This is a genomic window from Nitratireductor sp. GCM10026969 (assembly GCF_042660605.1).
Classification (GTDB): Bacteria; Pseudomonadota; Alphaproteobacteria; order Rhizobiales; family Rhizobiaceae; genus Chelativorans.
In genome coordinates, this window is the sequence record NZ_JBHSUM010000070.1 from 1 (window position 1) to 21,176 (window position 21,176).

Annotated in this window: 20 protein-coding genes; 10 read left to right on the forward strand and 10 right to left on the reverse strand. The window is 64.1% G+C overall.

Annotation, left to right across the window (positions count from 1 at the left end; all coding sequences use genetic code 11):
• Positions 1-1,327: PLP-dependent aminotransferase family protein (locus ACFP9U_RS14750; protein ID WP_378622538.1), on the reverse strand; the 1,327-nt coding region annotated here is incomplete at its 3' end.
• Positions 1,328-1,481: 154 nt separating this feature from the next.
• Between ACFP9U_RS14750 and pgi the strand changes: the two genes are divergently transcribed.
• Complete coding sequence (gene pgi / locus ACFP9U_RS14755) at positions 1,482-3,113, forward strand: glucose-6-phosphate isomerase (RefSeq protein ID WP_378622539.1); 1,632 nt, start codon at positions 1,482-1,484, stop codon at positions 3,111-3,113.
• 111 nt (positions 3,114-3,224) lie between these two features.
• On the opposite strand, the gene ACFP9U_RS14760 is transcribed toward pgi, so the two are convergent.
• Together ACFP9U_RS14760 and ACFP9U_RS14765 are read right to left on the reverse strand one after the other, a co-directional pair.
• Positions 3,225-5,279, reverse strand: coding sequence for a long-chain-fatty-acid--CoA ligase (locus ACFP9U_RS14760; protein ID WP_378622540.1), 2,055 nt, complete (start codon positions 5,277-5,279; stop codon positions 3,225-3,227).
• A gap of 123 nt (positions 5,280-5,402) precedes the next feature.
• The gene (locus tag ACFP9U_RS14765; protein ID WP_378622541.1) at positions 5,403-5,954 is read right to left on the reverse strand and encodes a DUF924 family protein; all 552 of its coding nucleotides are present in this window, start codon (positions 5,952-5,954) and stop codon (positions 5,403-5,405) included.
• A 496-nt stretch (positions 5,955-6,450) separates the two neighbouring features.
• Between ACFP9U_RS14765 and ACFP9U_RS14770 the strand changes: the two genes are divergently transcribed.
• The 5 genes from ACFP9U_RS14770 (at position 6,451) to ACFP9U_RS14790 (ending at position 11,772) form a co-directional block, all read left to right on the forward strand.
• Positions 6,451-8,046 (forward strand): ABC transporter substrate-binding protein, encoded by a 1,596-nt coding sequence (locus ACFP9U_RS14770; RefSeq protein ID WP_378622543.1) that lies wholly within the window; start codon positions 6,451-6,453, stop codon positions 8,044-8,046.
• 92 nt (positions 8,047-8,138) lie between these two features.
• Positions 8,139-9,143 carry an ABC transporter permease subunit gene (locus tag ACFP9U_RS14775; RefSeq protein ID WP_378622544.1) on the forward strand — a complete coding sequence of 335 codons (1,005 nt, stop codon included), beginning with the start codon at positions 8,139-8,141 and terminating at the stop codon, positions 9,141-9,143.
• 84 nt (positions 9,144-9,227) lie between these two features.
• Positions 9,228-10,082: an ABC transporter permease subunit gene (locus tag ACFP9U_RS14780; protein ID WP_378622564.1), complete on the forward strand. Its 855-nt coding sequence runs from the start codon at positions 9,228-9,230 to the stop codon at positions 10,080-10,082.
• A gap of 2 nt (positions 10,083-10,084) precedes the next feature.
• Positions 10,085-10,939 carry an ABC transporter ATP-binding protein gene (locus ACFP9U_RS14785; protein WP_378622546.1) on the forward strand — a complete coding sequence of 285 codons (855 nt, stop codon included), beginning with the start codon at positions 10,085-10,087 and terminating at the stop codon, positions 10,937-10,939.
• The gene (locus tag ACFP9U_RS14790; RefSeq protein WP_378622547.1) at positions 10,936-11,772 is read left to right on the forward strand and encodes an ABC transporter ATP-binding protein; all 837 of its coding nucleotides are present in this window, start codon (positions 10,936-10,938) and stop codon (positions 11,770-11,772) included. The genes ACFP9U_RS14785 and ACFP9U_RS14790 overlap by 4 nt, the downstream gene beginning before the upstream one ends.
• 116 nt (positions 11,773-11,888) lie before the next feature.
• Here the strand turns inward: ACFP9U_RS14790 and ACFP9U_RS14795 are convergent, their stop codons facing one another.
• A complete protein-coding gene (locus ACFP9U_RS14795) occupies positions 11,889-12,806 on the reverse strand; it encodes a LysR family transcriptional regulator (protein WP_378622549.1) in 918 nt (305 codons plus the stop codon).
• Positions 12,807-12,982: 176 nt separating this feature from the next.
• On the opposite strand from ACFP9U_RS14795, the gene ACFP9U_RS14800 reads away from it, so the two are divergent.
• Positions 12,983-13,156, forward strand: a complete 174-nt coding sequence (locus ACFP9U_RS14800) for a hypothetical protein (protein WP_378622551.1) — start codon at positions 12,983-12,985, stop codon at positions 13,154-13,156.
• 92 nt (positions 13,157-13,248) lie between these two features.
• On the opposite strand, the gene ACFP9U_RS14805 is transcribed toward ACFP9U_RS14800, so the two are convergent.
• The 5 genes from ACFP9U_RS14805 to ACFP9U_RS14825 all read right to left on the reverse strand — a co-directional run bounded on the left by ACFP9U_RS14805 (position 13,249) and on the right by ACFP9U_RS14825 (position 18,662).
• Positions 13,249-13,686 (reverse strand): universal stress protein, encoded by a 438-nt coding sequence (locus tag ACFP9U_RS14805; protein ID WP_378622552.1) that lies wholly within the window; start codon positions 13,684-13,686, stop codon positions 13,249-13,251.
• 10 nt (positions 13,687-13,696) lie between these two features.
• Complete coding sequence (locus ACFP9U_RS14810; protein WP_378622554.1) at positions 13,697-14,980, reverse strand: TRAP transporter large permease; 1,284 nt, start codon at positions 14,978-14,980, stop codon at positions 13,697-13,699.
• 9 nt (positions 14,981-14,989) lie between these two features.
• Positions 14,990-15,619 carry a TRAP transporter small permease gene (locus tag ACFP9U_RS14815; RefSeq protein ID WP_378622556.1) on the reverse strand — a complete coding sequence of 210 codons (630 nt, stop codon included), beginning with the start codon at positions 15,617-15,619 and terminating at the stop codon, positions 14,990-14,992.
• 70 nt (positions 15,620-15,689) lie between these two features.
• The gene (gene dctP / locus ACFP9U_RS14820) at positions 15,690-16,715 is read right to left on the reverse strand and encodes a TRAP transporter substrate-binding protein DctP (RefSeq protein WP_378622557.1); all 1,026 of its coding nucleotides are present in this window, start codon (positions 16,713-16,715) and stop codon (positions 15,690-15,692) included.
• Positions 16,716-17,411: 696 nt separating this feature from the next.
• A complete protein-coding gene (locus tag ACFP9U_RS14825) occupies positions 17,412-18,662 on the reverse strand; it encodes an ABC transporter substrate-binding protein (protein ID WP_378622559.1) in 1,251 nt (416 codons plus the stop codon).
• Between the two features lie 354 nt (positions 18,663-19,016).
• On the opposite strand from ACFP9U_RS14825, the gene ACFP9U_RS14830 reads away from it, so the two are divergent.
• The 3 genes from ACFP9U_RS14830 to ACFP9U_RS14840 all read left to right on the forward strand — a co-directional run bounded on the left by ACFP9U_RS14830 (position 19,017) and on the right by ACFP9U_RS14840 (position 20,695).
• Positions 19,017-19,328, forward strand: a complete 312-nt coding sequence (locus ACFP9U_RS14830) for a (2Fe-2S)-binding protein (RefSeq protein WP_322450984.1) — start codon at positions 19,017-19,019, stop codon at positions 19,326-19,328.
• Positions 19,294-19,779: a bacterioferritin gene (gene bfr, locus ACFP9U_RS14835; RefSeq protein WP_322450985.1), complete on the forward strand. Its 486-nt coding sequence runs from the start codon at positions 19,294-19,296 to the stop codon at positions 19,777-19,779. Before ACFP9U_RS14830 ends, bfr begins: the two co-directional genes overlap by 35 nt.
• Positions 19,780-19,888: 109 nt before the next feature.
• On the forward strand, positions 19,889-20,695 hold the full coding sequence (locus ACFP9U_RS14840; RefSeq protein ID WP_378622561.1) for a lipo-like protein: 807 nt from the start codon (positions 19,889-19,891) through the stop codon (positions 20,693-20,695).
• A gap of 69 nt (positions 20,696-20,764) precedes the next feature.
• On the opposite strand, the gene ACFP9U_RS14845 is transcribed toward ACFP9U_RS14840, so the two are convergent.
• Positions 20,765-21,176, reverse strand: a 412-nt coding sequence (locus ACFP9U_RS14845; protein ID WP_378622563.1) for an Hsp33 family molecular chaperone HslO, incomplete at its 5' end; no start/stop codon positions are given.

Consider the following 21,176-nt stretch of genomic DNA (forward strand, 5'->3'; position numbering starts at 1 on the left):
CAAGGCGGGCGAGCGTGGCGGTGTCGGTGCCGGGCGGACCCTTGAGCCAGACCGAGGTGCCGCCGGGCACGTCAGTCGTCTGCCATTCCGGCATATATGCGCTGATGGCTTCTAGGAGCTTCGCGCGCCGTTCCTCGAAGGCGGCCGAAAGGCGGCGCACCAGCGCATCGTGATGACCGAGCGAGAGGAAGAGCGCCACCGCGCGCTGGTTGTTGGCGGGTGGATGGCGCAGCATCAGCCGGCGCAGCGCGCGCAGTTCCGCCACCAGTTCCGCGGGCGCGACGACATAGCCGAGGCGCAGGCCCGGCGCCAGGGTCTTGGACATGGAACCCAGATAGATCACGCGCCCGGTGTGATCGAGGCCCTTCAATGCCTCCTGCGGCGTCTCGTCGGCGAGCTGGCTGTCGTAATCGTCCTCGATCACCACCCAGTCGTCTTCTTCCGCCCGCTGAAGCAGCGTCTCACGCCGGTTACGCGAGAGCGGCACCATGGTCGGGCAATGATGGCTGGGGGTGAGAAAGACGAAATCGGCCTCCGGGGGAATGGTGTCGACATCCATCCCGTCGCCGTCCACGCCCACGGGCAGGGTCTCCCCACCGGCCAGGCGGAAGATGGAACGCGCGTCGGGATAGCCCGGATTCTCCATCGCCACCCGCGCGCCGCGCCGCATGAGGAGCGTGGAGAGCATGTAGAGCGCATGCTGGGCACCCAGCGTGACGATGATCTCGTCCGGGTTGGCGAAGATGCCGCGCCGGGGCAGAAGCCGTGCCTGGATCTGCTCGATCAGCAGCGGGTCGTCCCTGTCGACCATGTCCGCCGCCCAGTTGCGGATCTCCAGGACGGCCAGCGCCATGCGGTTGCATTCGCGCCATTCGGCCGTGGGAAACAGCGCCGGGTCGAACTGGCCGTAGACGAAGGGATAGGAGGACTGCATCCAGTCCTCGTTCTTCGGCACGCCGGGCATCTCGCTCGCCATTACCTGACGACGCGCTTTCCAGTCGATCTGTCCGGTCTGCCGCGTGCCGGCGCGCGGCGGGTGCACGGGTGCGGCCAGCGCCTCGGGATTGACGAAGTGCCCGCGCCGCTCGCGGGCGATCAAGAAACCCTGGTCGACCAACTGCTGGAAGGCAAGCACCACCGTCCCGCGCGCGACCCCCAGTTTCTCCGCGAGAATCCGACAGGACGGCAGCGGCATGGATGGCGCGATCTGCCGGTCGAGGATAGCCGAGACGATTGCTTGGCGGATCTGCGCCTGCAATGTCTGACTCGAATCGGGGGATATCTTGAACAGGCCCGCCCACAGGGCCGAATCGTTTCTGGTCGGCATAATTCCTCTCCGGCGGCGCGAGCCTACCCCCGCGTGTGGAGCGGCGCAACCCTGGCATAAATGATTGCTCCACGGCGCCGCTTCGCCGCCGCTTCACATTTGCCGGCCGGCCCCTTAAGTTCGCGCCGGGGTCACAAGCAGGAGAAGCCGAACCATGAGCGCCTTCGAAACCGCGCTGGACGCGCTGCGCCGGCACCGCCGGGACAACGAGGACTTCGACCTGCGCACCGCTTTCGCGGCCGATCCCGACCGCTTCTCCCGCTATTCGCTCGCTCTCGACGACCTGCTGCTCGACTATTCGAAATGCGTGCTCAGCGACGAGACGCTGGGGCTTCTTCAAAAGCTGGCCGAAGCGGCAGGGCTTGTCGAGCGCCGGGAGGCGATGTTTTCGGGCAGGCGCATCAACACCACCGAGAACCGCGCCGTCCTTCATACTGCGCTGCGCAACCGCGCCGACAAGCCCGTCATGCTCGACGGCGAGGATATCATGCCGGAGGTGGAGGCGGTGCTGTCGGCGATGGGCGATTTCGCCGAATCTGTCCGCTCCGGCACCCTGAAGGGCGCTACGGGCAAACCCTTCACCGACCTCGTCAACATCGGCATCGGCGGCTCCGATCTCGGCCCTGTGATGGCGACGCTGGCGCTTGCGCCCTATCACGACGGGCCGCGCCTGCACTACGTCTCCAACGTCGACGGCGCGCACATCGCCGACACGCTGAAGGGGCTCGACCCCGAGACGACACTCTTCATCGTCGCCTCGAAGACCTTCACCACGGTCGAGACCATGACCAATGCCGCCACCGCGCGGAACTGGATTTCGGAGCGGCTGGGCGCGGACGCCACCGGGGCGCACTTCGCCGCCGTTTCCACCGCACTCGACAAGGTGGCCGCCTTCGGCATCCACGAGGATCGTGTCTTCGGCTTCTGGGACTGGGTGGGCGGGCGCTATTCGCTCTGGTCGGCCATCGGCCTGCCGATCATGATCGCCATCGGCCCGGACGATTTCCGCCGCCTCCTGGCCGGCGCGGCGGCGATGGACCAGCACTTCCGCTCCGCGCCGCTGCTGAAGAACATGCCGGTGCTGCTTGGCCTCGTCGGCTTTTGGCACCGCGTCATCTGCGGCTATCCGGCCCGCGCGGTGATCCCCTACGACCAGCGTCTTGCCCGCCTGCCCGCCTATCTGCAGCAGCTCGATATGGAATCGAACGGCAAGCGGGTTACGCTCGACGGCGTGCCCGTGGCCACGCCGACCGGGCCGCTCGTCTGGGGCGAGCCCGGCACCAACGGTCAGCACGCCTTTTTCCAGCTTCTGCACCAGGGCACGGACGTCATTCCCGTCGAGTTCGTGCTTGCGGCCAACGGCCACGAGCCGGAACTGAAGCACCACCACGATCTCCTGATCGCCAACTGCCTTGCCCAGTCGGAAGCGCTGATGAAGGGGCGCACGCTGGAGGAGGCGGCGGAGCAGCTTCGCGCCAAGGGCCTGAGCGAGGAACAAGTGTCCGCGCTCGCCCCGCACCGCGTCTTCCCCGGCAACCGGCCCTCGCTGACCATCCTCTACCGCAAGCTCGACCCGTTCACGCTCGGCCGCCTCATCGCGCTTTACGAGCACCGTGTGTTCGTGGAGGCCGCGCTCTTCCGCATCAATGCCTTCGACCAATGGGGCGTGGAACTGGGCAAGGAACTGGCGACGGAGCTTCTGCCGGTGGTCGAGGGCGAGAAAGACCCCGGCGACCGCGACGCCTCCACGGCAGGACTGGTGGAGCATATCGCGGGGCTGCGCTAAGGGCCGGTTCGTAGGAGACTGATAGCGGACGTGGTTGTGCGTGGCAGTCCGCCCTCACCACGATACCACCCGGATTGAGCCACCGCAGCAGCGGCCCCGGTTCCCGGGTGCCTATCGCAATTCCCGCCGCAGGATCTTGCCGACATTCGACTTCGGCAACTCATCGCGGAATTCCACGTATTTCGGTCGCTTGTAGCCGGTCAGTTCCTTGCGGCAGAAATCGAGCACGTCCTTTTCCGTGAGTGCGGCGTCCTTTTTGACCACGAACAGCTTGGGCACCTCGCCGGAATGCTCGTCCGGCACGCCGACCGCAGCGGCTTCGAGCACGCCAGCGTGCTGGACGACGACGTCCTCGATCTCGTTGGGATAGACGTTGAAGCCGGAGACGAGGATCATGTCCTTCTTGCGGTCGACGATCTTGATGAAGCCGTTCTTGTCCATCACGCCCATGTCGCCGGACTTGAAGAAGCCGTCCTTTGTTATGGCCTTCTTCGTGTCGCCCGGCTTGTTCCAGTAGCCGGGCATGACCTGCGGGCCGCGGATGCAGATCTCGCCCACGGTTCCCTGCTTCACGTCCTTGCCGTCCTCGTCGCGGATGGCAATGTCCGTCGACGGGAGGGGAAGGCCGATCGTGCCCGTGAACTCCCGCATGTCAAGGCGGTTGACGGTGGCCACGGGCGAGGTCTCCGACAGGCCGTATCCTTCCGCGATCACGCAGTTGGTGAGCGCCTGCCAGCGCTCGGCCACCGAGCGCTGCACCGCCATGCCGCCGCCAAGGGTCAGGTCGAGATTCTTGAAGGAGAGTTTGCGGAAATCCTCATTGTTCAAGAGCGCATTGAAAAGCGTGTTGAGCCCGATGAAGGCGTTGAAGTCGTGCTTGCCGAGTTCCTTCACCAGAGCGGGGATGTCGCGCGGGTTCACGATCAGCACGTTCTCGGCGCCGAGCTTCATGCCCGTCAGGGCGTTCACCGTCAGCGCGTAGACATGATAGAGCGGCAGGACGCAGATGAAGACGGGGCGTTCGGGCCGCGGCCTTTCGGTATAGGCGGTTTCAAGCCAGATCTCGTTCTGCATGGCGTTGGCGAGGACGTTGCGATGCAGAAGCATGGCGCCCTTGGATACGCCGGTCGTGCCGCCCGTATATTGCAGGAAGGCAAGGTCGTCGAGCCCCACCTCGACCGGCTGAAAGCGGCGCGCCGCTCCCTCGCGCATGGCGCTCTTGAAGGGCACATGGCCGGGGAGCTCCCACGCCGGGACCATCTTCTTGATCCGCCGCACGACGAAGTTCACAACACGCCCCTTGAGCCCCAGCATGTCGCCCATGCTGGCCACCACGACGTGCTTCACCGGGGTTTGACCGATCGTCTTTTGAAGCGTGCGGGCGAAATTCTCCAGGATGACGATCACCTCGGCGCCGGAATCGACGAGCTGGTGCTCCAGTTCGCGCGGGGTATAGAGCGGGTTGACGTTAACGACCACGTAGCCTGCGCGCAGCGCCGCCATGAGCGCGACGGGATATTGCAGCACGTTGGGCATCATGATGGCCACGCGCGCGCCCTTTTTCAGCCCCAGCGACTGCAGGTAGGCGGCGAAATGGCGCGAGGCCTCCTCTACTCCGGCGAAGGTGAGCGTCTTGCCCATCGAGGTGAAGGCCGGCCTATCGGCGAAGTGGCGGCTGGATTCCACCATCAGGTCGCCGAGCGACGAATGCGCGAAGGTGCCGATCTCGGCCGGTATGTCTTCGGGATAGCTCTTCAGCCATGGTTTTTTGGCGGGGACCCGCCGCCGCGCGGCAGGCGCGGCCTTTTTGGGGCGGGCGGGGGCCGCAGCCTTCGTGCCGGTCGCCTTTGCGGCGGGCGATTTCGCAGTGGGCGATTTCGCGGACGCCGAACGCCGGGCGGAGGTCTTGGCGTTACCGTCACCGGTATCGCTCTTGGCGGTCGATTTGACGTTCGTCTTGGTGGCGCTCGAAACCCTGGAGCGCGATTTTGCCGTGTTGCGGCTCGAGGTCGTGGCCGCTGTTTTCTTTGCGGCGGTTCCAGTCTTCTTGGCAGACGGCGTTTCGGTCTTCGCCGGCTGCTTGTCGGCTGTCGCCTGCGACTTTCGCGCTGTCGTCCTGCGGGCCCGGGTTCCCGCCTTCTCTCCGGTATCGTTGGATCTTGCCACGTCTCCCTCCCTGGAGTCCCTGTTTTATTTGCTCGTATCTAACGGCACCGGGCACCGGGCGCGCGCCCTGATGCGGTTCATTATGGCGGCATGCGGGGGATGCGCCAAGGTCACGGCTCCACCTTATTGGCCGTAGCCTGCGTGCTGCTCCAGAAAAGCTTCCTCATCGCGCGTGCTCTTGCGGCCGAGCGCGCGGTTGCGGTGGGGAAAGCGCCCGAAACGCTGAATGATATCCCGGTGCTCGACCGCGTAGCGCAGTGCGTCCTCGTCTCCCAGCGCGCTGAACAGCATGACCGCCTGCTCCTGGTCCGCAGAGACCTCGGAGTGCTGGAAAGGCATGTAGAGGAATTGCCGTTCCTGGGGCCCGAGCGCTTCGTCCAGGCCGTTCGCCACGGCCTCGCGCGCTATCCGCATGGCCACATCGTCGGTCGAGAAGGCCTTGGCCGAGCCACGGAACATGTTGCGGGGGAACTGGTCGAACAGGATGATCGCGGCCAGCGCGGCGCGCGGATCCTTCCGCACCTCATCCGGGGTATGCGCGCTCAACTGCTCGTGAAGGGTGGCGAAGCGCGCCCGGATCGACTCGTCTAGCTTGTCGCTGCTCTTGAACCAGTCCTTGGAATCGACCTCCTCGAACCAGAAGGAAAGAATGCTGTCGATCCAGTCTCGGGCCATTGATGTCTCCTCTCCTCGGCGCATCCGATTCAGACGCCCCCTCGCAGTGTGCCGGTTGTCGGGCCGCGCCGTCCACCGTGAAACGGACGACGGAACCAAAATTCGCCTCGGGCGGTGCGCCGCATCTCGCCGGGCAACTCAGAGATAGATAGGTGGGTGGCGTTAAAAACGAAACGGGGCATCCGTGTGCACTCACGATCCCGCCCCGAGCACCTGCCGCCGCGCGGCATCCCAATTAACCATCTCCCATCTGCGGAAAGAACGCCGGCGATCCATTCAAATCTCCTCTTCCCGGTGCATTTGCCGGGAAAACACGCCATTCTCCGCTGGAAACCCGCGCAGAGAATAAGGGAGGCCTATGAAACAAAATTTGTCGGATGCGAAATTTTGTTATCCACAAACTCTCCGAAGGAGTTCCCACCTCCGGCCAACTTTGCTTAAATGCGGCTTCAAAGAGCCATTGGGAACGGCTCAAGATAACAATAGGGAGATCCCGATGAAAACCAAACTGGCATTCGCGGCCGCTCTGCTGGCCGCTACGGCGGTCGGCGGCGCCGCCCACGCGAAAACCTTCGTCTATTGCTCCGAAGGCTCGCCCGAGGGCTTCGATCCGGGCCTCTACACGGCGGGCACGACCTTCGATGCGGCCGCGCACACGGTCTACAACCGGCTGCTGGAGTTCAAGCCGGGCACGACGGAGACCGTGCCTGGGCTTGCCGAAAGCTGGGAGATTTCCGACGACGGCCTGCAGTACACGTTTCACCTGCGCCCGGGGGTGAAGTTCCAGACGACGGACTTCTTCACGCCCTCGCGTGACCTGAACGCCGACGACGTCATCTTTTCCTTCGAGCGGCAGTGGCAGGAGGATCATCCCTGGCACGGCTATGTCTCCGGTGCGAGCTGGGAATATTTCAACGGCATGGGCATGCCGGACCTGATCGAATCGATCGAGAAGGTGGACGACATGACGGTGCGCTTCACGTTGAAGCGCCGGGAGGCACCGTTCCTGGCCAATCTGGCCATGCCTTTCGCCTCGATCGTATCGAAGGAGTATGCCGACCAGCTCGAGGCAGACGGCAACATGCAGACGCTGAACCAGCAGCCGCTCGGCACCGGTCCGTTCGAGTTCGTCGCCTACCAGCCCGACGCGGTGATCCGTTACCGCTCGCATGAGGACTACTGGAACGGCCAGCAGCCGATCGACGACCTGGTTTTCGCCATTACACCGGACGCCTCGGTGCGTTATCAGAAGCTCCAGGCCGGCGAATGCCACCTGATGCCTTATCCGAACGCGGCCGACGTCGAGTCCATGAAGGCCAACCCGGACCTGACGGTCATGGAGCAGGAGGGGCTCAACGTCGCGTATCTGGCCTATAACTCGCAGCAGCCGCCCTTCGACAACCCGCAGGTGCGCAAGGCGCTCAACATGGCCATCAATGAGGAAGCGATCATCGAGGCGGTGTTCCAAGGCCTGGCAACGCCCGCCAAGAACCCCATCCCGCCGACCATGTGGTCCTACAACGAGGAGATCGAGGACGAGCCCTACGATCCGGAAGCCGCCAGGCAGATGCTCGAGGAAGCGGGCGTGACGGATCTCTCCATGAAGGTGTGGGCGATGCCGGTCTCGCGGCCCTACATGCTGAACGCGCGCCGCGCCGCAGAGCTCATCCAGTCCGATTTCGCCGAGGTCGGCGTGGACGTCGAGATCGTCACCTATGAATGGGCCGAGTATCTGGACCGTTCGAAGGAGGTCGACCGCGACGGCGCCGTGCTTTTGGGCTGGACCGGCGACAACGGTGATCCGGACAACTTCCTGCACACCCTGCTCGGCTGCGACGCCGTCGGCGGCAACAATCGCGCACAGTGGTGCAACGAAGAGTTCGACACTCTCGTGGTCGAGGCCAAGCAGCTCACCGAGCAGGAAGAGCGTGCGGAACTCTACCGGCAGGCGCAGGAGGTCTTCAAGCGCGAGGCTCCCTGGGCAACGCTCGACCACTCGATCTCAGTCGTGCCCATGCGCAAGGAAGTGCAGGGTTTCGTGCAGAGCCCGCTGGGCGACTTCGCCTTCGAAGGCGTGGATCTCGCGGAATAATTTCGCGTTTTGGATGCAGCAGGAGGCGCGCCGGGCAACCGGCGCGCTTCTTTGCAGTTTACCCCATGCAGTAGCAGGAGACCGGACGCGTCATGCTGAGCTTCGTCCTCCGTCGGCTTGCCGTGCTCATTCCGACCTTCATCGGCGTGTCGATCATCGCCTTCGCCTTCATACGCATTCTCCCCGGCGACCCGGTGATGCTGATGTCGGGCGAGCGCGTCATGGCGCCGGAACGCTATGAGGAACTGACCCGGCAATTGGGCTTCCACCGTCCGCTCGCGGTTCAATATCTGGATTATCTCGGCGGCATCCTGACCGGCGACTTCGGCAACTCGCTGGTAACGCGCCGACCGGTTCTGACCGAATTCTTCACGCGCTTCCCGGCGACGCTCGAATTGTCGCTGTGCGCCATCATCCTGGCCGTCGCCATCGGCGTGCCGCTCGGCATCGTTGCGGCCGTGAAGCGTGGCTCCTGGCTCGACCAGTCGATCATGGGCGCGGCCCTTGTGGGATATTCCATGCCCATCTTCTGGTGGGGGCTGCTGCTCATCATCTTCTTTTCCGGTGTCCTGCAATTGACACCGGTCTCGGGCCGCATATCGCTGCTCTATTATTTCCCCCCGGTCACCGGCTTCATGCTCATCGACAGCCTGCTGTCGGGCCAGGAGGGCGCGTTCAGGTCCGCCCTCTCCCATCTCGTCCTGCCGGCGATCGTGCTGGCCACGATCCCCCTGGCGGTGATCGCGCGGCAGACGCGCTCGGCCATGCTGGAGGTGCTCGGCGAGGACTATGTGCGCACGGCGCGCTCCAAGGGACTGGCGCCGCGCCGGGTGATCGGCCTGCACGCGCTGCGCAACGCGCTGATCCCGGTGATCACCACGATCGGCCTGCAGGTCGGCGTGCTGATGGCCGGGGCCATCCTGACCGAATCGATCTTTTCCTGGCCGGGGATCGGCAAGTGGATGGTCGACAGCGTTTTCCGACGCGACTACGCGGTGGTCCAGGGCGGGCTGCTCCTGATCGCCGGCTTCATCATGCTGGTGAACCTGATCGTCGACGTGCTCTACGGTCTGGTGAACCCGAGGATCAGGCACTGACCAATGGCTGAGATAAACAGAAAACAAGCCGACGCGGCAATCGGCCTGGAAGGCGGCCCCAAGGTCGCGGCGACCCGCCGCGCCATGCTGGCGGAGTTCTGGTACTATTTCCGGCAGAACCGGGGCGCCGTGCTCGGCCTCGTCGTCTTCACGGTCATCGTGCTGATCGCGATTTTCGCGCCGCTGCTGGCCCCATACAGTCCCAGCACACAGATTCGGGGCGCTCTTCTCGTTCCGCCGGTCTGGGAGGAAGGCGGCCGCTGGGAGTTCATTCTCGGCACCGATGCAGTGGGTCGCGACCTCCTTTCGCGTCTTCTCTACGGGGCGCGTTTCTCGCTCTTCATCGGACTTGTGGTGGTGACGCTGTCGGTGACCGTCGGTGTTTGCGTCGGCCTCATCGCCGGGTATTTCCGCGGAGCGACCGATACCGTCATCATGCGGCTGATGGACATCATCCTCGCCTTCCCGTCACTGCTTCTGGCGCTGGTGCTGGTGGCCGTTCTCGGGCCGGGGCTGTTCAACGCCATGATCGCCATCGCGCTGGTGCTGCAGCCGCATTTCGTGCGGCTGACGCGCGCGGCGGTGATGGCGGAAAAGGGCCGTGACTACGTGACGGCGGCCCGGGTGGCGGGTGCCGGCAATCTCAGGCTGATGTTCAAGACCATCCTTCCCAATTGCACTGCGCCCTTGATCGTGCAGGCCACGCTCTCCTTTTCCACGGCGATCCTGGATGCCGCCGCGCTCGGCTTCCTGGGCATGGGCGCGCAGCCGCCGACGCCGGAATGGGGCACCATGCTGGCCGAAGCACGCGAGTTCATCCTGCGCGCCTGGTGGGTCGTCACCTTCCCCGGCCTTGCCATCCTGATCACCGTGCTCGCCATCAACCTGATGGGCGACGGCCTGCGCGACGCGCTCGATCCAAAGCTGAAGAGGTCGTGATCATGTCCCTTCTCGAGATCGAAAACCTCACTGTCGAGTTCGATACCGCTGGCGGTACGCTCAGGGCCGTCGACGGCATCTCGCTTTCGGTGGAGAAGGGCGAGGTGCTGGCCATCGTCGGCGAATCGGGCTCGGGCAAGTCCGTGGCCATGCTTGCGGTCATGGGGCTCCTGCCGTGGACGGCGACCGTCAAGGCCGACCGCGTCACCTTTCAGGGACGCGACATCCTGAACCTGTCGCCCGCCGACCGGCGCCGGATCATCGGCAAGGACATCGCGATGATCTTCCAGGAGCCGGTCGCCAGCCTGAACCCGTGCTTCACCGTCGGCTTCCAGATCGAGGAAACGCTGAAGACACACACCGATCTCGACCGCAGGGCACGGCGGCGGCGGGCGATCGAGCTTCTGACGTCGGTGGGCATTTCCGATCCGGAGCAGCGACTGGGCTCCTTCCCGCATCAGATGTCGGGCGGGCAGTGCCAGCGCGTGATGATCGCCATTGCGCTGGCCTGCAATCCGAAGCTTCTGATCGCCGACGAGCCGACGACCGCCCTCGACGTGACGATCCAGAAGCAAATTCTCGATCTGCTGATGGACCTGCAGACGAGGACCGGCATGGGCATGATCCTGATCACCCACGACATGGGCGTGGTGGCCGAGACGGCCGATCGCGTCATCGTACAGTACAAGGGCCGCAAGATGGAGGAGGCTGGCGTGTTGTCGCTGTTCGAGGCGCCGAAGCATCCCTACACAAAGGCGCTTCTTTCGGCGCTGCCGGAAAACGCGATCGGCGACCGGCTGCCCACCGTTGCCGATTTCGCGCTTGACGACACGCCCTACACGGGAGCGCAGAGATGACCGAGATCGTCGTCGAGACCCGCGACATCGTCCGCGACTACCACATCGGCGGCGGGCTGTTCCGCAAGGATCGCACCGTGCACGCAGTGAAGGGTGTGAGCCTGAAGCTGGAAAAGGGAAAGACGCTCGCCATCGTCGGCGAGTCGGGCTGCGGGAAGTCGACGCTGGCGCGCATGATCACCATGATCGACCCGCCGACCGCCGGCGACCTCCTCGTCGACGGGGAGAAGGTCGACATCGGCCGCCAGCGGCTGACGCCGGAGCTGCGCCGCAAGGTGCAGATCGTCTTTCAGAACCCCTATGGCTCGCTCAACCCGCGCCAGAAGATCGGCGACGTCCTGATGGATCCGCTGATCATCAACGCGAAGGACATTCCGGCGGCAGAGCGGCGCGACCGTGCCATGCAGATGCTCACCAAGGTCGGCCTCGCGCCGGAGCATTTCAACCGCTATCCGCACATGTTCTCCGGCGGCCAGCGCCAGCGCATCGCCATTGCCCGAGCGCTCATGCTCAATCCGCGACTCCTGGTGCTGGACGAGCCGGTCTCCGCACTCGACCTTTCCGTGCAGGCGCAGGTCCTGAACCTGCTCGCCGATCTGCAGGACGAGTTCGGCCTCACCTTCGTCTTCATCAGCCACGACCTTTCGGTGGTGCGCTACATCGCCGACGAGGTGATGGTGATGTATTTCGGCGAGGCGGTGGAATACGGCACGCGTGACGCGGTGTTCTCCGATCCCAAGCACGACTACACAAAAACGCTGTTCGCGGCCACGCCGCGCGCCGACGTGGAAAGCATCCGGAAGCGGCTGGCGAAAAAAAGGAAAGCCGCGTGAGGGGCAGGGGCGACCCGGAAGACGCGGGATCGATATCGAAAAGCAGCGGGAGCTCCACCACTTTCTTTCCGAGGGGCGAATGGTACCGTAGCCGCTGAATAAAAGCCGCGGTGCTTCTATTTCTCCGCCGGCGACGCGAACCCGGCTTCGCGCGCCCACCGGACGTGGTCGGCGGCCTGCTCGAGCAACCAGTCGCGCAAGGCCACGACGGGCGGGCGGATCGGCCCACGCGAGGCGGTGGACAGATGGAAGGCATGCCGGCCGGGCATGAAGGGTCCGCAAGGGCGCACAAGGCGGCCCTCGCGCAGCATCGCGCCGGCGGTGACGTCGTCACCGACGGCGACACCGAGGCCCCGCACTGCCGCCTCCAGGCAAAGATGGGTGCGGTGGAAGATCAGGTGCCCCTCGGCCGCGTCGAGACCGGTGCCGGCGCGCTTCAGCAGTTCGTCCCAACTGCTCACCCCGCGATCGTAGATCAGCTTGTTCGCCGTCAGCCCACGCGTGAGCACGCGCTCCGCGTGCTCGGGTGCACAGACGGGAAACATGGTGAAGCTCAGGAACGGCTCCCGCGAGTAGCCCGGCACGTCCATCGGGCCCCAGGTGATCGCCAGGTCCGTGTCCGGGACGATCGTCCGCGGCGGCTCGGGATAGGAGCGCAGCTCGAGTTCTATGCCGAGCCCGTCCAGCACCGCGTTGTCCAGACGAGGCATGAGCCACAGCACGGCGAGATCCGAGTCGATCTCGAGGACGACCTTGCCCTTGGCGTCGCGCGCGCGCGTGCCGGTCTCGATGGAGATCAGGGTGAGCGCGTCGGCGACGACGTCGGCATAATGCGCGCCGGCGGGCGTGAGCGCCACCTGCCGGTGCCGGCGCTCGAAAAGTGTCACGCCGAGCTCAGCCTCCAGGTTCTTCACATAGCGGCTGATCGAGGCGTGGGTGACACCCAGCTCATCGGCCGCCCGCGTGAAGCTCTGGTGCCGGGCAGCGGCGTCGAACGCCCTCACGGCATTCAGGTTGGGAAGACGGTACGCCATGGGCTATGCGTAACATAAACGCACGCAACAAGATAGTTTATTTCCATTGCGTGCGTATGACGTCGATATTATCTTTGCAGCATACGGAAATGGCAAACGGGAGAGCCCCCCGGCCCCGACGACCTCAGGCCACCAAGCCGGGCGCGGCGTCCCCCCTATGTCAAAAGGAGATCGCCATGTCACACTACACGGTCGGTGCCGGTTCAAGACCGGACTTGCAGCGCTACGCACGGCAGGCCGACAAGGCGCGTTCGGCGGTCCTGAAGCACGCGCTCGGCGCGCTTGTCAGGCGCATCCGCGACGGCCGGCACAGCCGGCCGCCGGCGGGGATGGCGCCGCTGCAGCGCTGAAGCAGGAATGCGTTCAGGTGCCGTCAGCCTTGCGCACGCTTCCGGGATGACGGCGCCTAACGCACCCGCACGGATAGCTGGTGCCGCGGTCGCTAGACCACCATCACCGGGCAATCCGCCAGGCTGGTGACCTTGTGGGACACGCTGCCGAGCAGGTAGCCTTCCAGGTCGCCCAGGCCGCGGCTGCCGAGCACGATCAGGTCGACCTCCCGGTCCTTGGAGAACCTGACGATGGTGCGGGCCGGCTGGCCGCTCTTCACGAAGGCGCGGGGCGCATTGGCACCCTGCTCCACCGCGTGTTTCTTGGCCGTGTCGGCCACTTCCTTCGCGTGATCGCGGAGGGCCTGGTCGATGTTGCCCGGGTCGGCAGGCCGCACCATTGAGGTCGAGGCCTCGAGCAGGCTGTGGTGCCGGTAGACCGTGAGCAGCAGCAACTCGGCGCCCGTGCTCTTCTGCATCTGGACGGCCATATCGAGCGCCTTCGTGGCACCGATCGAGCCATCCATCGGGACGAGGATCCGTTTGAACACGGCTCACCTCCTATCTGAACGCCAGGTCGCGCAGGAAGAGCGCGATCTGCGGGAAAAAGATAAGCGCGGCGGAAACGCACAGCAGGATGAGGATGAAAGGCGGCGTGCCTCGGATCACATCCATGTAGGGACGCTTGAACACCGCTATCGCCGTGAAGATGTCGCAGCCGAAGGGCGGCGTGGCCGAGCCGATCGCGACCTGCAGGGTGATGATCGTCCCCACCAGCACCGGATCGAGACCGACCGCCTGTACCACCGGTGCGAAGATCGGCACGAGCACGAGGATCACCACGATCGGATCGACGAACATGCAGCCGATGAAGAAGGCGATGGAGATGACGACGAGGACGCCGATCTGGCCCATCTGGTCGATGCCGATGCCGGCGAGGATCTGCTGCGGGATCTGCGCGAAGGAGATGACCCAGGAGAAGGCCGCCCCGGCGGCGACGAGGATAAAGACCACCGCCGTGATGAGGCCGGTGGACTTCGCCGTCTCGTAGAGGCCCTTGAAGTCGAGCTCGCGGAACACGACCATCTCAAGCAGGATCGCGTAGAGCACGCAGGCCGCAGCCGCTTCCGTCGGGCTAAAGATGCCGCCATAGATGCCGCCGATGATGATAACCGGGAAACCCAGTGGCCACAGTGCGTCCCGCACCGCTACGAGACGTTCGCCCCAGCTCGCCCTTTCCTCCGTCGGCACGCGATTGCGCACCGCATAAATCCAGGAATAGATCGAGAAAAGGATCAGAATCAGGATGCCGGGCCCGACGCCGGCGATGAAAAGCTCGGCGATCGACGTATTCGATACCACGCCATAGATGATCATGCCGATCGACGGCGGGATCAGGAAGGCGATGTCGGAGGAATTGACGATCAGGGCAAGGATGAAGCTGTCATTGTAGCCGGCCTTGAGCATGCGCGGGCGCAGCGGCGACCCGATGGCGACGACGGTTGCCTGCGTCGAGCCGGACACGGCACCGAACATGGTGCAGGCGGCCGCGGTCGAGACGGCGAGGCCGCCGCGCAGGTGGCCCACAAAGGACATGACGAGATTGATCAGGCGCCCGGCCGACTGACCGCGCGTCATGATGTCGGCCGCGAAGATGAACATGGGCACGGCGATCAGCGAGGCCGGGCGGATGCCGGCCATCATCTGCTGCACCATCGTCTCCAGCTGTCCCATCCCGCCGAACAGCGAGTAGAAGCCGACGAAGGCGCCGATGATGAGGGGGATCATCATCGGAAAGCCCAGGAGCAGGAGGACGATCATGATGGAAAAGATGGTGATAGCCATGACCCGCCCTCAGATCTCGATCTCTTCGTCGTCGTATCCCTCGAGCACGTTGGTCGAGAGGTAGATATCCTTTTCCAGCATGTTCTTGATCGCCGTCAGGATGTACTGGAGCCCGGTCATGAAAAAGCCGATCGGAGCCCACAGATAGATGATCCACACCGGGATCTGCAGCGACGGCAGCACACGCCCTCGCCCGGCAAGGGTTAGTATGTATTGTGTTGAATACCAGGCGAGGCCCAGCATGAAGACCGCGGTGATGAGCGCGATAATGATCATCAGCGGCTTGCGCAGCGTCGACGGCAGCGCGTCGTAGATGGCGGACATGCGGATATGCCGGCCGTGACGGGCGGCATAGCTGATTCCGGCGAAGGTGATCAGGATGATCAGGATGCGGTTGAGCTCTTCGGAAAAGAAGATGCTTTGCTGAAAGACGAAGCGGCCAACGACATTGGCGATGGTGTTGGCCGCCAAGAGCAGCACGCCGGCAGCCAACAACACCGATTCTATGCGGCTGATGGCCGTGTCGATCGTTCCAAGGAAGCCCGGCAGATCGGATTTGTACACTTCAGTGGAAATGTCATCGGCCGCCGTCGTATCCGTCTGCGACTGCAGCTGCGACTCGTCGTGATGTTGCGGCAATTGCTGGTCCCCGCTCCTCTTGCAAAGCGCCGGCCGGACGTCCCCCGCGCCCGGCCGGTGATGTCGGCGGCTATTCGGCCTGCGCCTGGTCCAGATCTTCCTTCATCTGGTCCAGGATCTGCTGGCCGCTCTCGCCGGTCATTTCGGTGAACTCCTGCTCGACCTCCTTGGCGGCCTCCATGAAGGGCTGGCGCTCCTCCTCCGACAGGATATTGACCTGGACGTCTTCTCCACCGACTTCGCGGATCTTCTCGAGCGACTCCTCGTGCAGCCCCTTCTGGTACTCGACGATATGGTCGAACGCCGCGTCGGCCGCATTCTGAATGGCCTGCTGATCCTCTTCGGAAAGACCGTCGTAGAAGTCCTTGTTGGCCATCACCGCGGTGGTGAAGTTGTTGTGGCCGATGCAGGTGATGACGGGGCTAACCTCGTACATCTTGGTCGACTCGATCCAGAAGGTCGGGTTCTCCTGCCCCTGGATGATGCCCGTCTGCAGGGCGCCGTAGACCTCGCCCCAGGGGAGCGGCGTCGGCGTGGCGCCGAAGGCGCGGTAGCTTTCGACCAGAAGCGGGTTGGTCATCACCCGGACCTTCACCTCGTTGAGGTCGGCCGGGCTGTGCACCGGCTCCTGCGTCGTCATGCAGACTTCGCCTTCCGGAAACATCTTGAGAAGCTCGAGCCCCTGCTCGGCGTAGAGCTCGGGGAACATTTCGTTGATGGCGTCCGAGGTGCGGAAGAAGTTGACCAGGGTCTCATGGTCCTGCGGCAGGAGGTAGGGCACGAAGAACACCTGCGCTTCCGGGATCAGTGCGCCGGTGAAGCCCGGCGACTGGTCGACGAACTGCAGGATGCCGGCTTGCGCCTGCTCCATGATATCCGCGGATTCACCGAGCGTGCCGAACGGGAAAAGCTGGATCGTGTGATCCGTGTTCGCCTCGACCTCCTCCTTGAACTTCTGCGCATAGACACCCTGCACATCCGTCATCGCCTCCTCGAAGGCATATTTCCACGAGGCCGCGCCGGCCGTGCCGATGCCCGCGGCGAGCGCCGCCGTAGCCGCGACACCCGCCAGGAGGTGGATTCTGAATGACGACATAGTGTTCTCCTCTGTTGGACTGCTGGAGTTGCCAATAGCGGGCCAGCGCGAGCGCGCCGCCCTGTTTCGGTGTTCTTGTCGGCTCAGCTTGCCGGCAACCAGCCGGGCACCGTGGCGAAGCCCGGCGTGCGCACCACCATGCGCGTTCTCTCCCGTCCGGCGCTGCGGCGGGGGGAATTGTCAACGGATCGATGAAGACCGGAAAGGACAAGAGAAAGAGTCGCCATGCGCCGGGCCGCGCTCAAGGGCGCTCCGTGCCATATCGGCACGAACGACTCCTCGTGATCTCGGCTCCCGGGTGCAGCCACTGCTCCCCTCCTTGCTCTCACGGCAGGTTTCTGTTCTTAAAAGTGAAACACAGAAGTTGCAGAGTCAAACCGATATTTCCCACCGCGGGCATTTCCCGTTGTGATCCCTATCCGACTGTCGGGCGGCGAAATGCGGGGAAACCGACCAAGCTTCCTGCAGATTGCGATAACGGAAAACGGATCCGGGACCTGAAAAGGAGGGCCGCCCGCGCTCCCGGATTTCCCGGAGCGATGGTGCAGACGGCGGTGGATGGCACCTGAAGGGAGGAGAATTGAACCGGTCCTCTGCGCCAAAATCTTGGAGACCACGCGTTCGTTCAACACCCGATGGGCGACCTGCCGTCCCAACCTCGCAGAGTGAAGGATGGCGGGCTCGTACCATCGGAATTCAATTTCCCGCAAGATAGCGCCGCTTCCATTTCTCCTCGATGCGTTCCATCCAGCTTGGATGCGGCTCGTTCAAGGCGGGTCCCAGCGCCTCGGGAGCCAGCGTGGCCAGGCCGAGGTCGAGCGCCTCGAACCGGGCGCGGTCTTCCTGCCCGAGTTTGTCCATCGACAGGACCGTCGGGTCGCCCCAGACCGCCGGATCCTGCTTTCTGGCCTGGGCTTCCGGCGAAAGAAGGAAATTCGCCGTCACCAGCGCGCCGGCTTTCGCCGAAGCGTTGTAGGGAATGGCGAGGAAGTGCGTGTTGGCGAGCGTACCGCCGGGAAAGGTGAAGGAACGCACCGTGTCCGGCAACGCGCCGTCGGCGATGGCGCTACTGGCTTCGGCGGGGTTGAAGGCGAAGATGATGTCGAGCGCGCCGTCGGCCAGAAGCTGCTTCATGGCCGGGTAGTTCTGCGGAAAGGCGCGCCCGCCCCGCCACGCCACCGGGTGGAGCGCATCGAGATAAGCAAACAGCGGTGCCACAATCTCCTGGAAGGTCGCTTCGTCGACCGGCTGCTGAAGCACGGAAGGGTCCTCCACCTTCTCGATAAGGACTTGCTTCAGGAAGGACGAGCCGATGAAATCCGGCGGCTGCGGATAGGAGAAGCGCCCCGGATTGGCTTCGGCCCAGGCGAGCAGCTCGTCGGCGTTCTCAGGCAGCGCTTCTTCCTCCGTACGCGCGGAATCATAGAAGAACACCAGCTTCGCCATGCCCCAGGGGCTTGCCATCCCCTCGACGGGAACGGTGAAATCGGTCGTGATGGTCGGCTTGTTCTCGTGATCCACGTAGCGCCAGTTGGGCAGCATCCCGGCCCAGCCCGGCGAGAAGAGAAGGCCGCGCGCCTTCATGGCGGCGAAATTCTCGCCGTTGATCCAGACGAGATCCACCCTGCCGCCCGTATCGCGCCCGGCCGCCTTTTCGGCCACCACGGTGGCGACCGCGTTGGCCGTGTCCTCGAGCTTCACATGCACCAGCGTGACATCGAAACGCCGCTTCAGCTCCCGCGAGGCCCATTCGATATAGGCGTTGACGTTCTCCGCCCCGCCCCAGGCGTTGAGGTAGACGGTCTCGCCGCGGGCATCCGCCAGCACGGCCTGCCAGTCGGCGGGGTCGACGGTCCCGGCGCGCGCGGTGCACGCCCACAGCAAGACAAGGGTGGCTGCCACGATCCGCTTCAGCAATGGCTCGTCCTTTCTTCGCGTTTTCCGCATGTGAGCATTGGGCGGGGCGGAAAGGCAAATGACGGCGGCTCGCGCCCACTCACTTCCCCGTGAGAGCGCCGGTTTTCGCCGTCCGGGGCCGCTGCGGCATTATGAATAGATCCGTCAGGTTTTTATTGACAGCAACCGTCCGAAGGCGTTTTTATGCGCCCACCGAAGGAAGCGTTCCTTTGATGTCTGGGCCTTGAACCCGTTCGATCGGAGAACGCCATGCCGGACGGCATTTGGAAAAGCGCATGCCACTTTTCCGAAGACGCTCTCAGGCGGGCTTTTCCCAGGGGTTGTCAAGGTTCGCTCGAAGGAGAGCAGGCTTCGGTCTTGCACCCGATCGTCTTTGCGTGAACCATGCTCGTCTGTCACTGCAATCTCATCACCGAGAAGGAAATCGAGGCGACCATCGTCGCGATGCTCGATGAGGATCCGTGGCAGCTCATCGTGCCCGCAAAGGTGTATCACGCCATGGCCCAGCGCGGCCGCTGTTGCGGCTGCTTTCCAAATGTGGTGGAAACGATCATCCGGGTTACGGAAAATTATCACCGCAACGCAGATAGTGGTGATGCGGAAATCGTGACATATTTGGATCGTGTGCGCGCCTTGCGCGAGAAATTCGGGAGCAAATTCAGTGAAAGGCGACAAAAAGGTTATCGAGCGGCTTAACGAGGCTCTTTTTCTCGAGCTCGGCGCCGTCAACCAATATTGGCTGCATTATCGTCTGCTCGAGGACTGGGGGTATACGAAGCTCGCTCATAAGGAGCGCGCCGAATCCATCGAGGAAATGCATCACGCAGACAAGCTGGTGGAGCGCATCATCTTCCTCGAAGGTCATCCGAACCTGCAGACGGTGGCGCCGCTGCGCATCGGCCAGAATGTGCGCGAGGTCCTGGAGGCCGACCTGGCCGGCGAGTATGACGCCCGCACTTCCTACAAGGAATCGCGCGAGATCTGTAACAATCTCGGCGACTACGTCACCATGAAGCTCTTCGAGGAGCTTCTGGCAGATGAGGAGGGCCATATCGACTTTCTCGAAACCCAGCTCGAGCTTCTCAACACGATCGGCGAGAACAAGTACGGCCAGCTCAACGCCGGCTCCGCCGACGAGGACGACTAAGGCCGGGCGATCGGCGGGACGAGTCGTTGCTGAACGTGACAAGCGCGAGGGACGTCCCGCCCGGTCGGACTGAAAGCCGAAGCGGTCGAGCGTTGTGCGGGGCGACGGCATGAGCGCCTCCGTCGATCGTCTGCTTGACCGGCTGGGGCACTTCCTGGCGAGGCGCCTCGAGGTCGAATCGTCGGGCTATCAGCCCTACACACCCTCGGATCCGGAAACCCTGCACCGCACGTTGCAACCCGGCGATGTCCTGCTCGTCGAGGGCAACCAACGGCTTTCTGCGGCGGTCAAGTATCTCACCCAATCCACCTGGAGCCATGCGGCTCTCTTCGTCGGCGACGTCCTGCCGCCGCCCGAAGACGGCACGGAGCGCCCGCGCCTGATCGAGGTCAATCTCGGCGAGGGCTGCGTGGCGGTGCCGCTGTCGAAATACCGCACCTACAACACCCGCATCTGCCGGCCGAGCGGGCTCACGCCCGACGACCGCGAGGCCATCATTGTCTTTATGGTGGAGCGGCTGGGGCTGAAATACGACATGCGCAACATCATCGACCTGATGCGCTATTTCCTGCCTACGCCGCCGGTGCCGGTGCGCTGGCGCCGGCGCATGATCGCGCTCGGCTCCGGCGATCCCACCCGCGCCATCTGCTCCTCGCTGATTGCCCAGGCGTTCCAGTCCGTCGCCTATCCGATCCTGCCGCGGGTAAGGCGCGCGCCTGGCGAGGCGGCGGCCGAATCCACCTATTCGCGCCGGGAAATCCTCGAAATCCGCCACCATTCGCTGTACACGCCGCGCGATTTCGATCTGTCGCCCTATTTCCAGATCGTCAAGCCGACACTCGCCTTCGGCTTCGACTACAAGATGCTCACATGGGCGGAAGCGGGTGAAGAGGAGGCGCGGAAGAAGGCGGGCTGAGGGGAGCGATCGGCCCGCCGTCACTGGTCGCGCGGGGACAAATGCGTTCACCGGGTGTTCGCGCCCCGCTCAGCTATCGAATTCCTGCGGATCGAAGAGATATTCCTTGGCGCAGAACTCGCAATTGACGCGGATCACGCCGTCTTCGGTGCTCTCGGCGATCTCCTCGGCCGTGAAGCCGTCGAGAATGGATTTGATCTTCTCGCGCGAGCAGGAGCAGTCGTCGATAACGTCCACGCCCTGGTAGACCCGCACCCCCTGTTCATGGAACAGGCGATACAGCAGCCGCTCGACACCGACCGACGGGTCGAGCAGCTCGTCCGCCTCCACGGTGCCGAACAACGCCAGCGCCTCCTGCCAGGCGTTGTCTTCGGGGTGGCCGCCGCCGACATCGTCCTCGTCGCCGTCGCCGCCCGGCAGGTCCGCCATGCGGCTGCGCTCGGGCGCCGAGGGCAGGAACTGCATGAGCATCCCGCCGGCC

Excerpts from the sequence above, each read along its gene's own strand:
- dctP (WP_378622557.1), bottom strand. The coding sequence starts at position 16,715 with ATGTCGTCATTCAGAATCCACCTCCTGGCGGGTGTCGCGGCTACGGCG.
- ACFP9U_RS14825 (WP_378622559.1), bottom strand. The coding sequence starts at position 18,662 with ATGCGGAAAACGCGAAGAAAGGACGAGCCATTGCTGAAGCGGATCGTG.
- ACFP9U_RS14830 (WP_322450984.1), top strand. The coding sequence starts at position 19,017 with ATGCTCGTCTGTCACTGCAATCTCATCACCGAGAAGGAAATCGAGGCG.
- ACFP9U_RS14765 (WP_378622541.1), bottom strand. The coding sequence starts at position 5,954 with ATGGCCCGAGACTGGATCGACAGCATTCTTTCCTTCTGGTTCGAGGAG.
- ACFP9U_RS14810 (WP_378622554.1), bottom strand. The coding sequence starts at position 14,980 with ATGGCTATCACCATCTTTTCCATCATGATCGTCCTCCTGCTCCTGGGC.
- ACFP9U_RS14785 (WP_378622546.1), top strand. The coding sequence starts at position 10,085 with ATGTCCCTTCTCGAGATCGAAAACCTCACTGTCGAGTTCGATACCGCT.
- ACFP9U_RS14780 (WP_378622564.1), top strand. The coding sequence starts at position 9,228 with ATGCTGGCGGAGTTCTGGTACTATTTCCGGCAGAACCGGGGCGCCGTG.
- ACFP9U_RS14840 (WP_378622561.1), top strand. The coding sequence starts at position 19,889 with ATGAGCGCCTCCGTCGATCGTCTGCTTGACCGGCTGGGGCACTTCCTG.
- ACFP9U_RS14800 (WP_378622551.1), top strand. The coding sequence starts at position 12,983 with ATGTCACACTACACGGTCGGTGCCGGTTCAAGACCGGACTTGCAGCGC.
- ACFP9U_RS14790 (WP_378622547.1), top strand. The coding sequence starts at position 10,936 with ATGACCGAGATCGTCGTCGAGACCCGCGACATCGTCCGCGACTACCAC.
- pgi (WP_378622539.1), top strand. The coding sequence starts at position 1,482 with ATGAGCGCCTTCGAAACCGCGCTGGACGCGCTGCGCCGGCACCGCCGG.
- ACFP9U_RS14770 (WP_378622543.1), top strand. The coding sequence starts at position 6,451 with ATGAAAACCAAACTGGCATTCGCGGCCGCTCTGCTGGCCGCTACGGCG.
- ACFP9U_RS14775 (WP_378622544.1), top strand. The coding sequence starts at position 8,139 with ATGCTGAGCTTCGTCCTCCGTCGGCTTGCCGTGCTCATTCCGACCTTC.
- ACFP9U_RS14795 (WP_378622549.1), bottom strand. The coding sequence starts at position 12,806 with ATGGCGTACCGTCTTCCCAACCTGAATGCCGTGAGGGCGTTCGACGCC.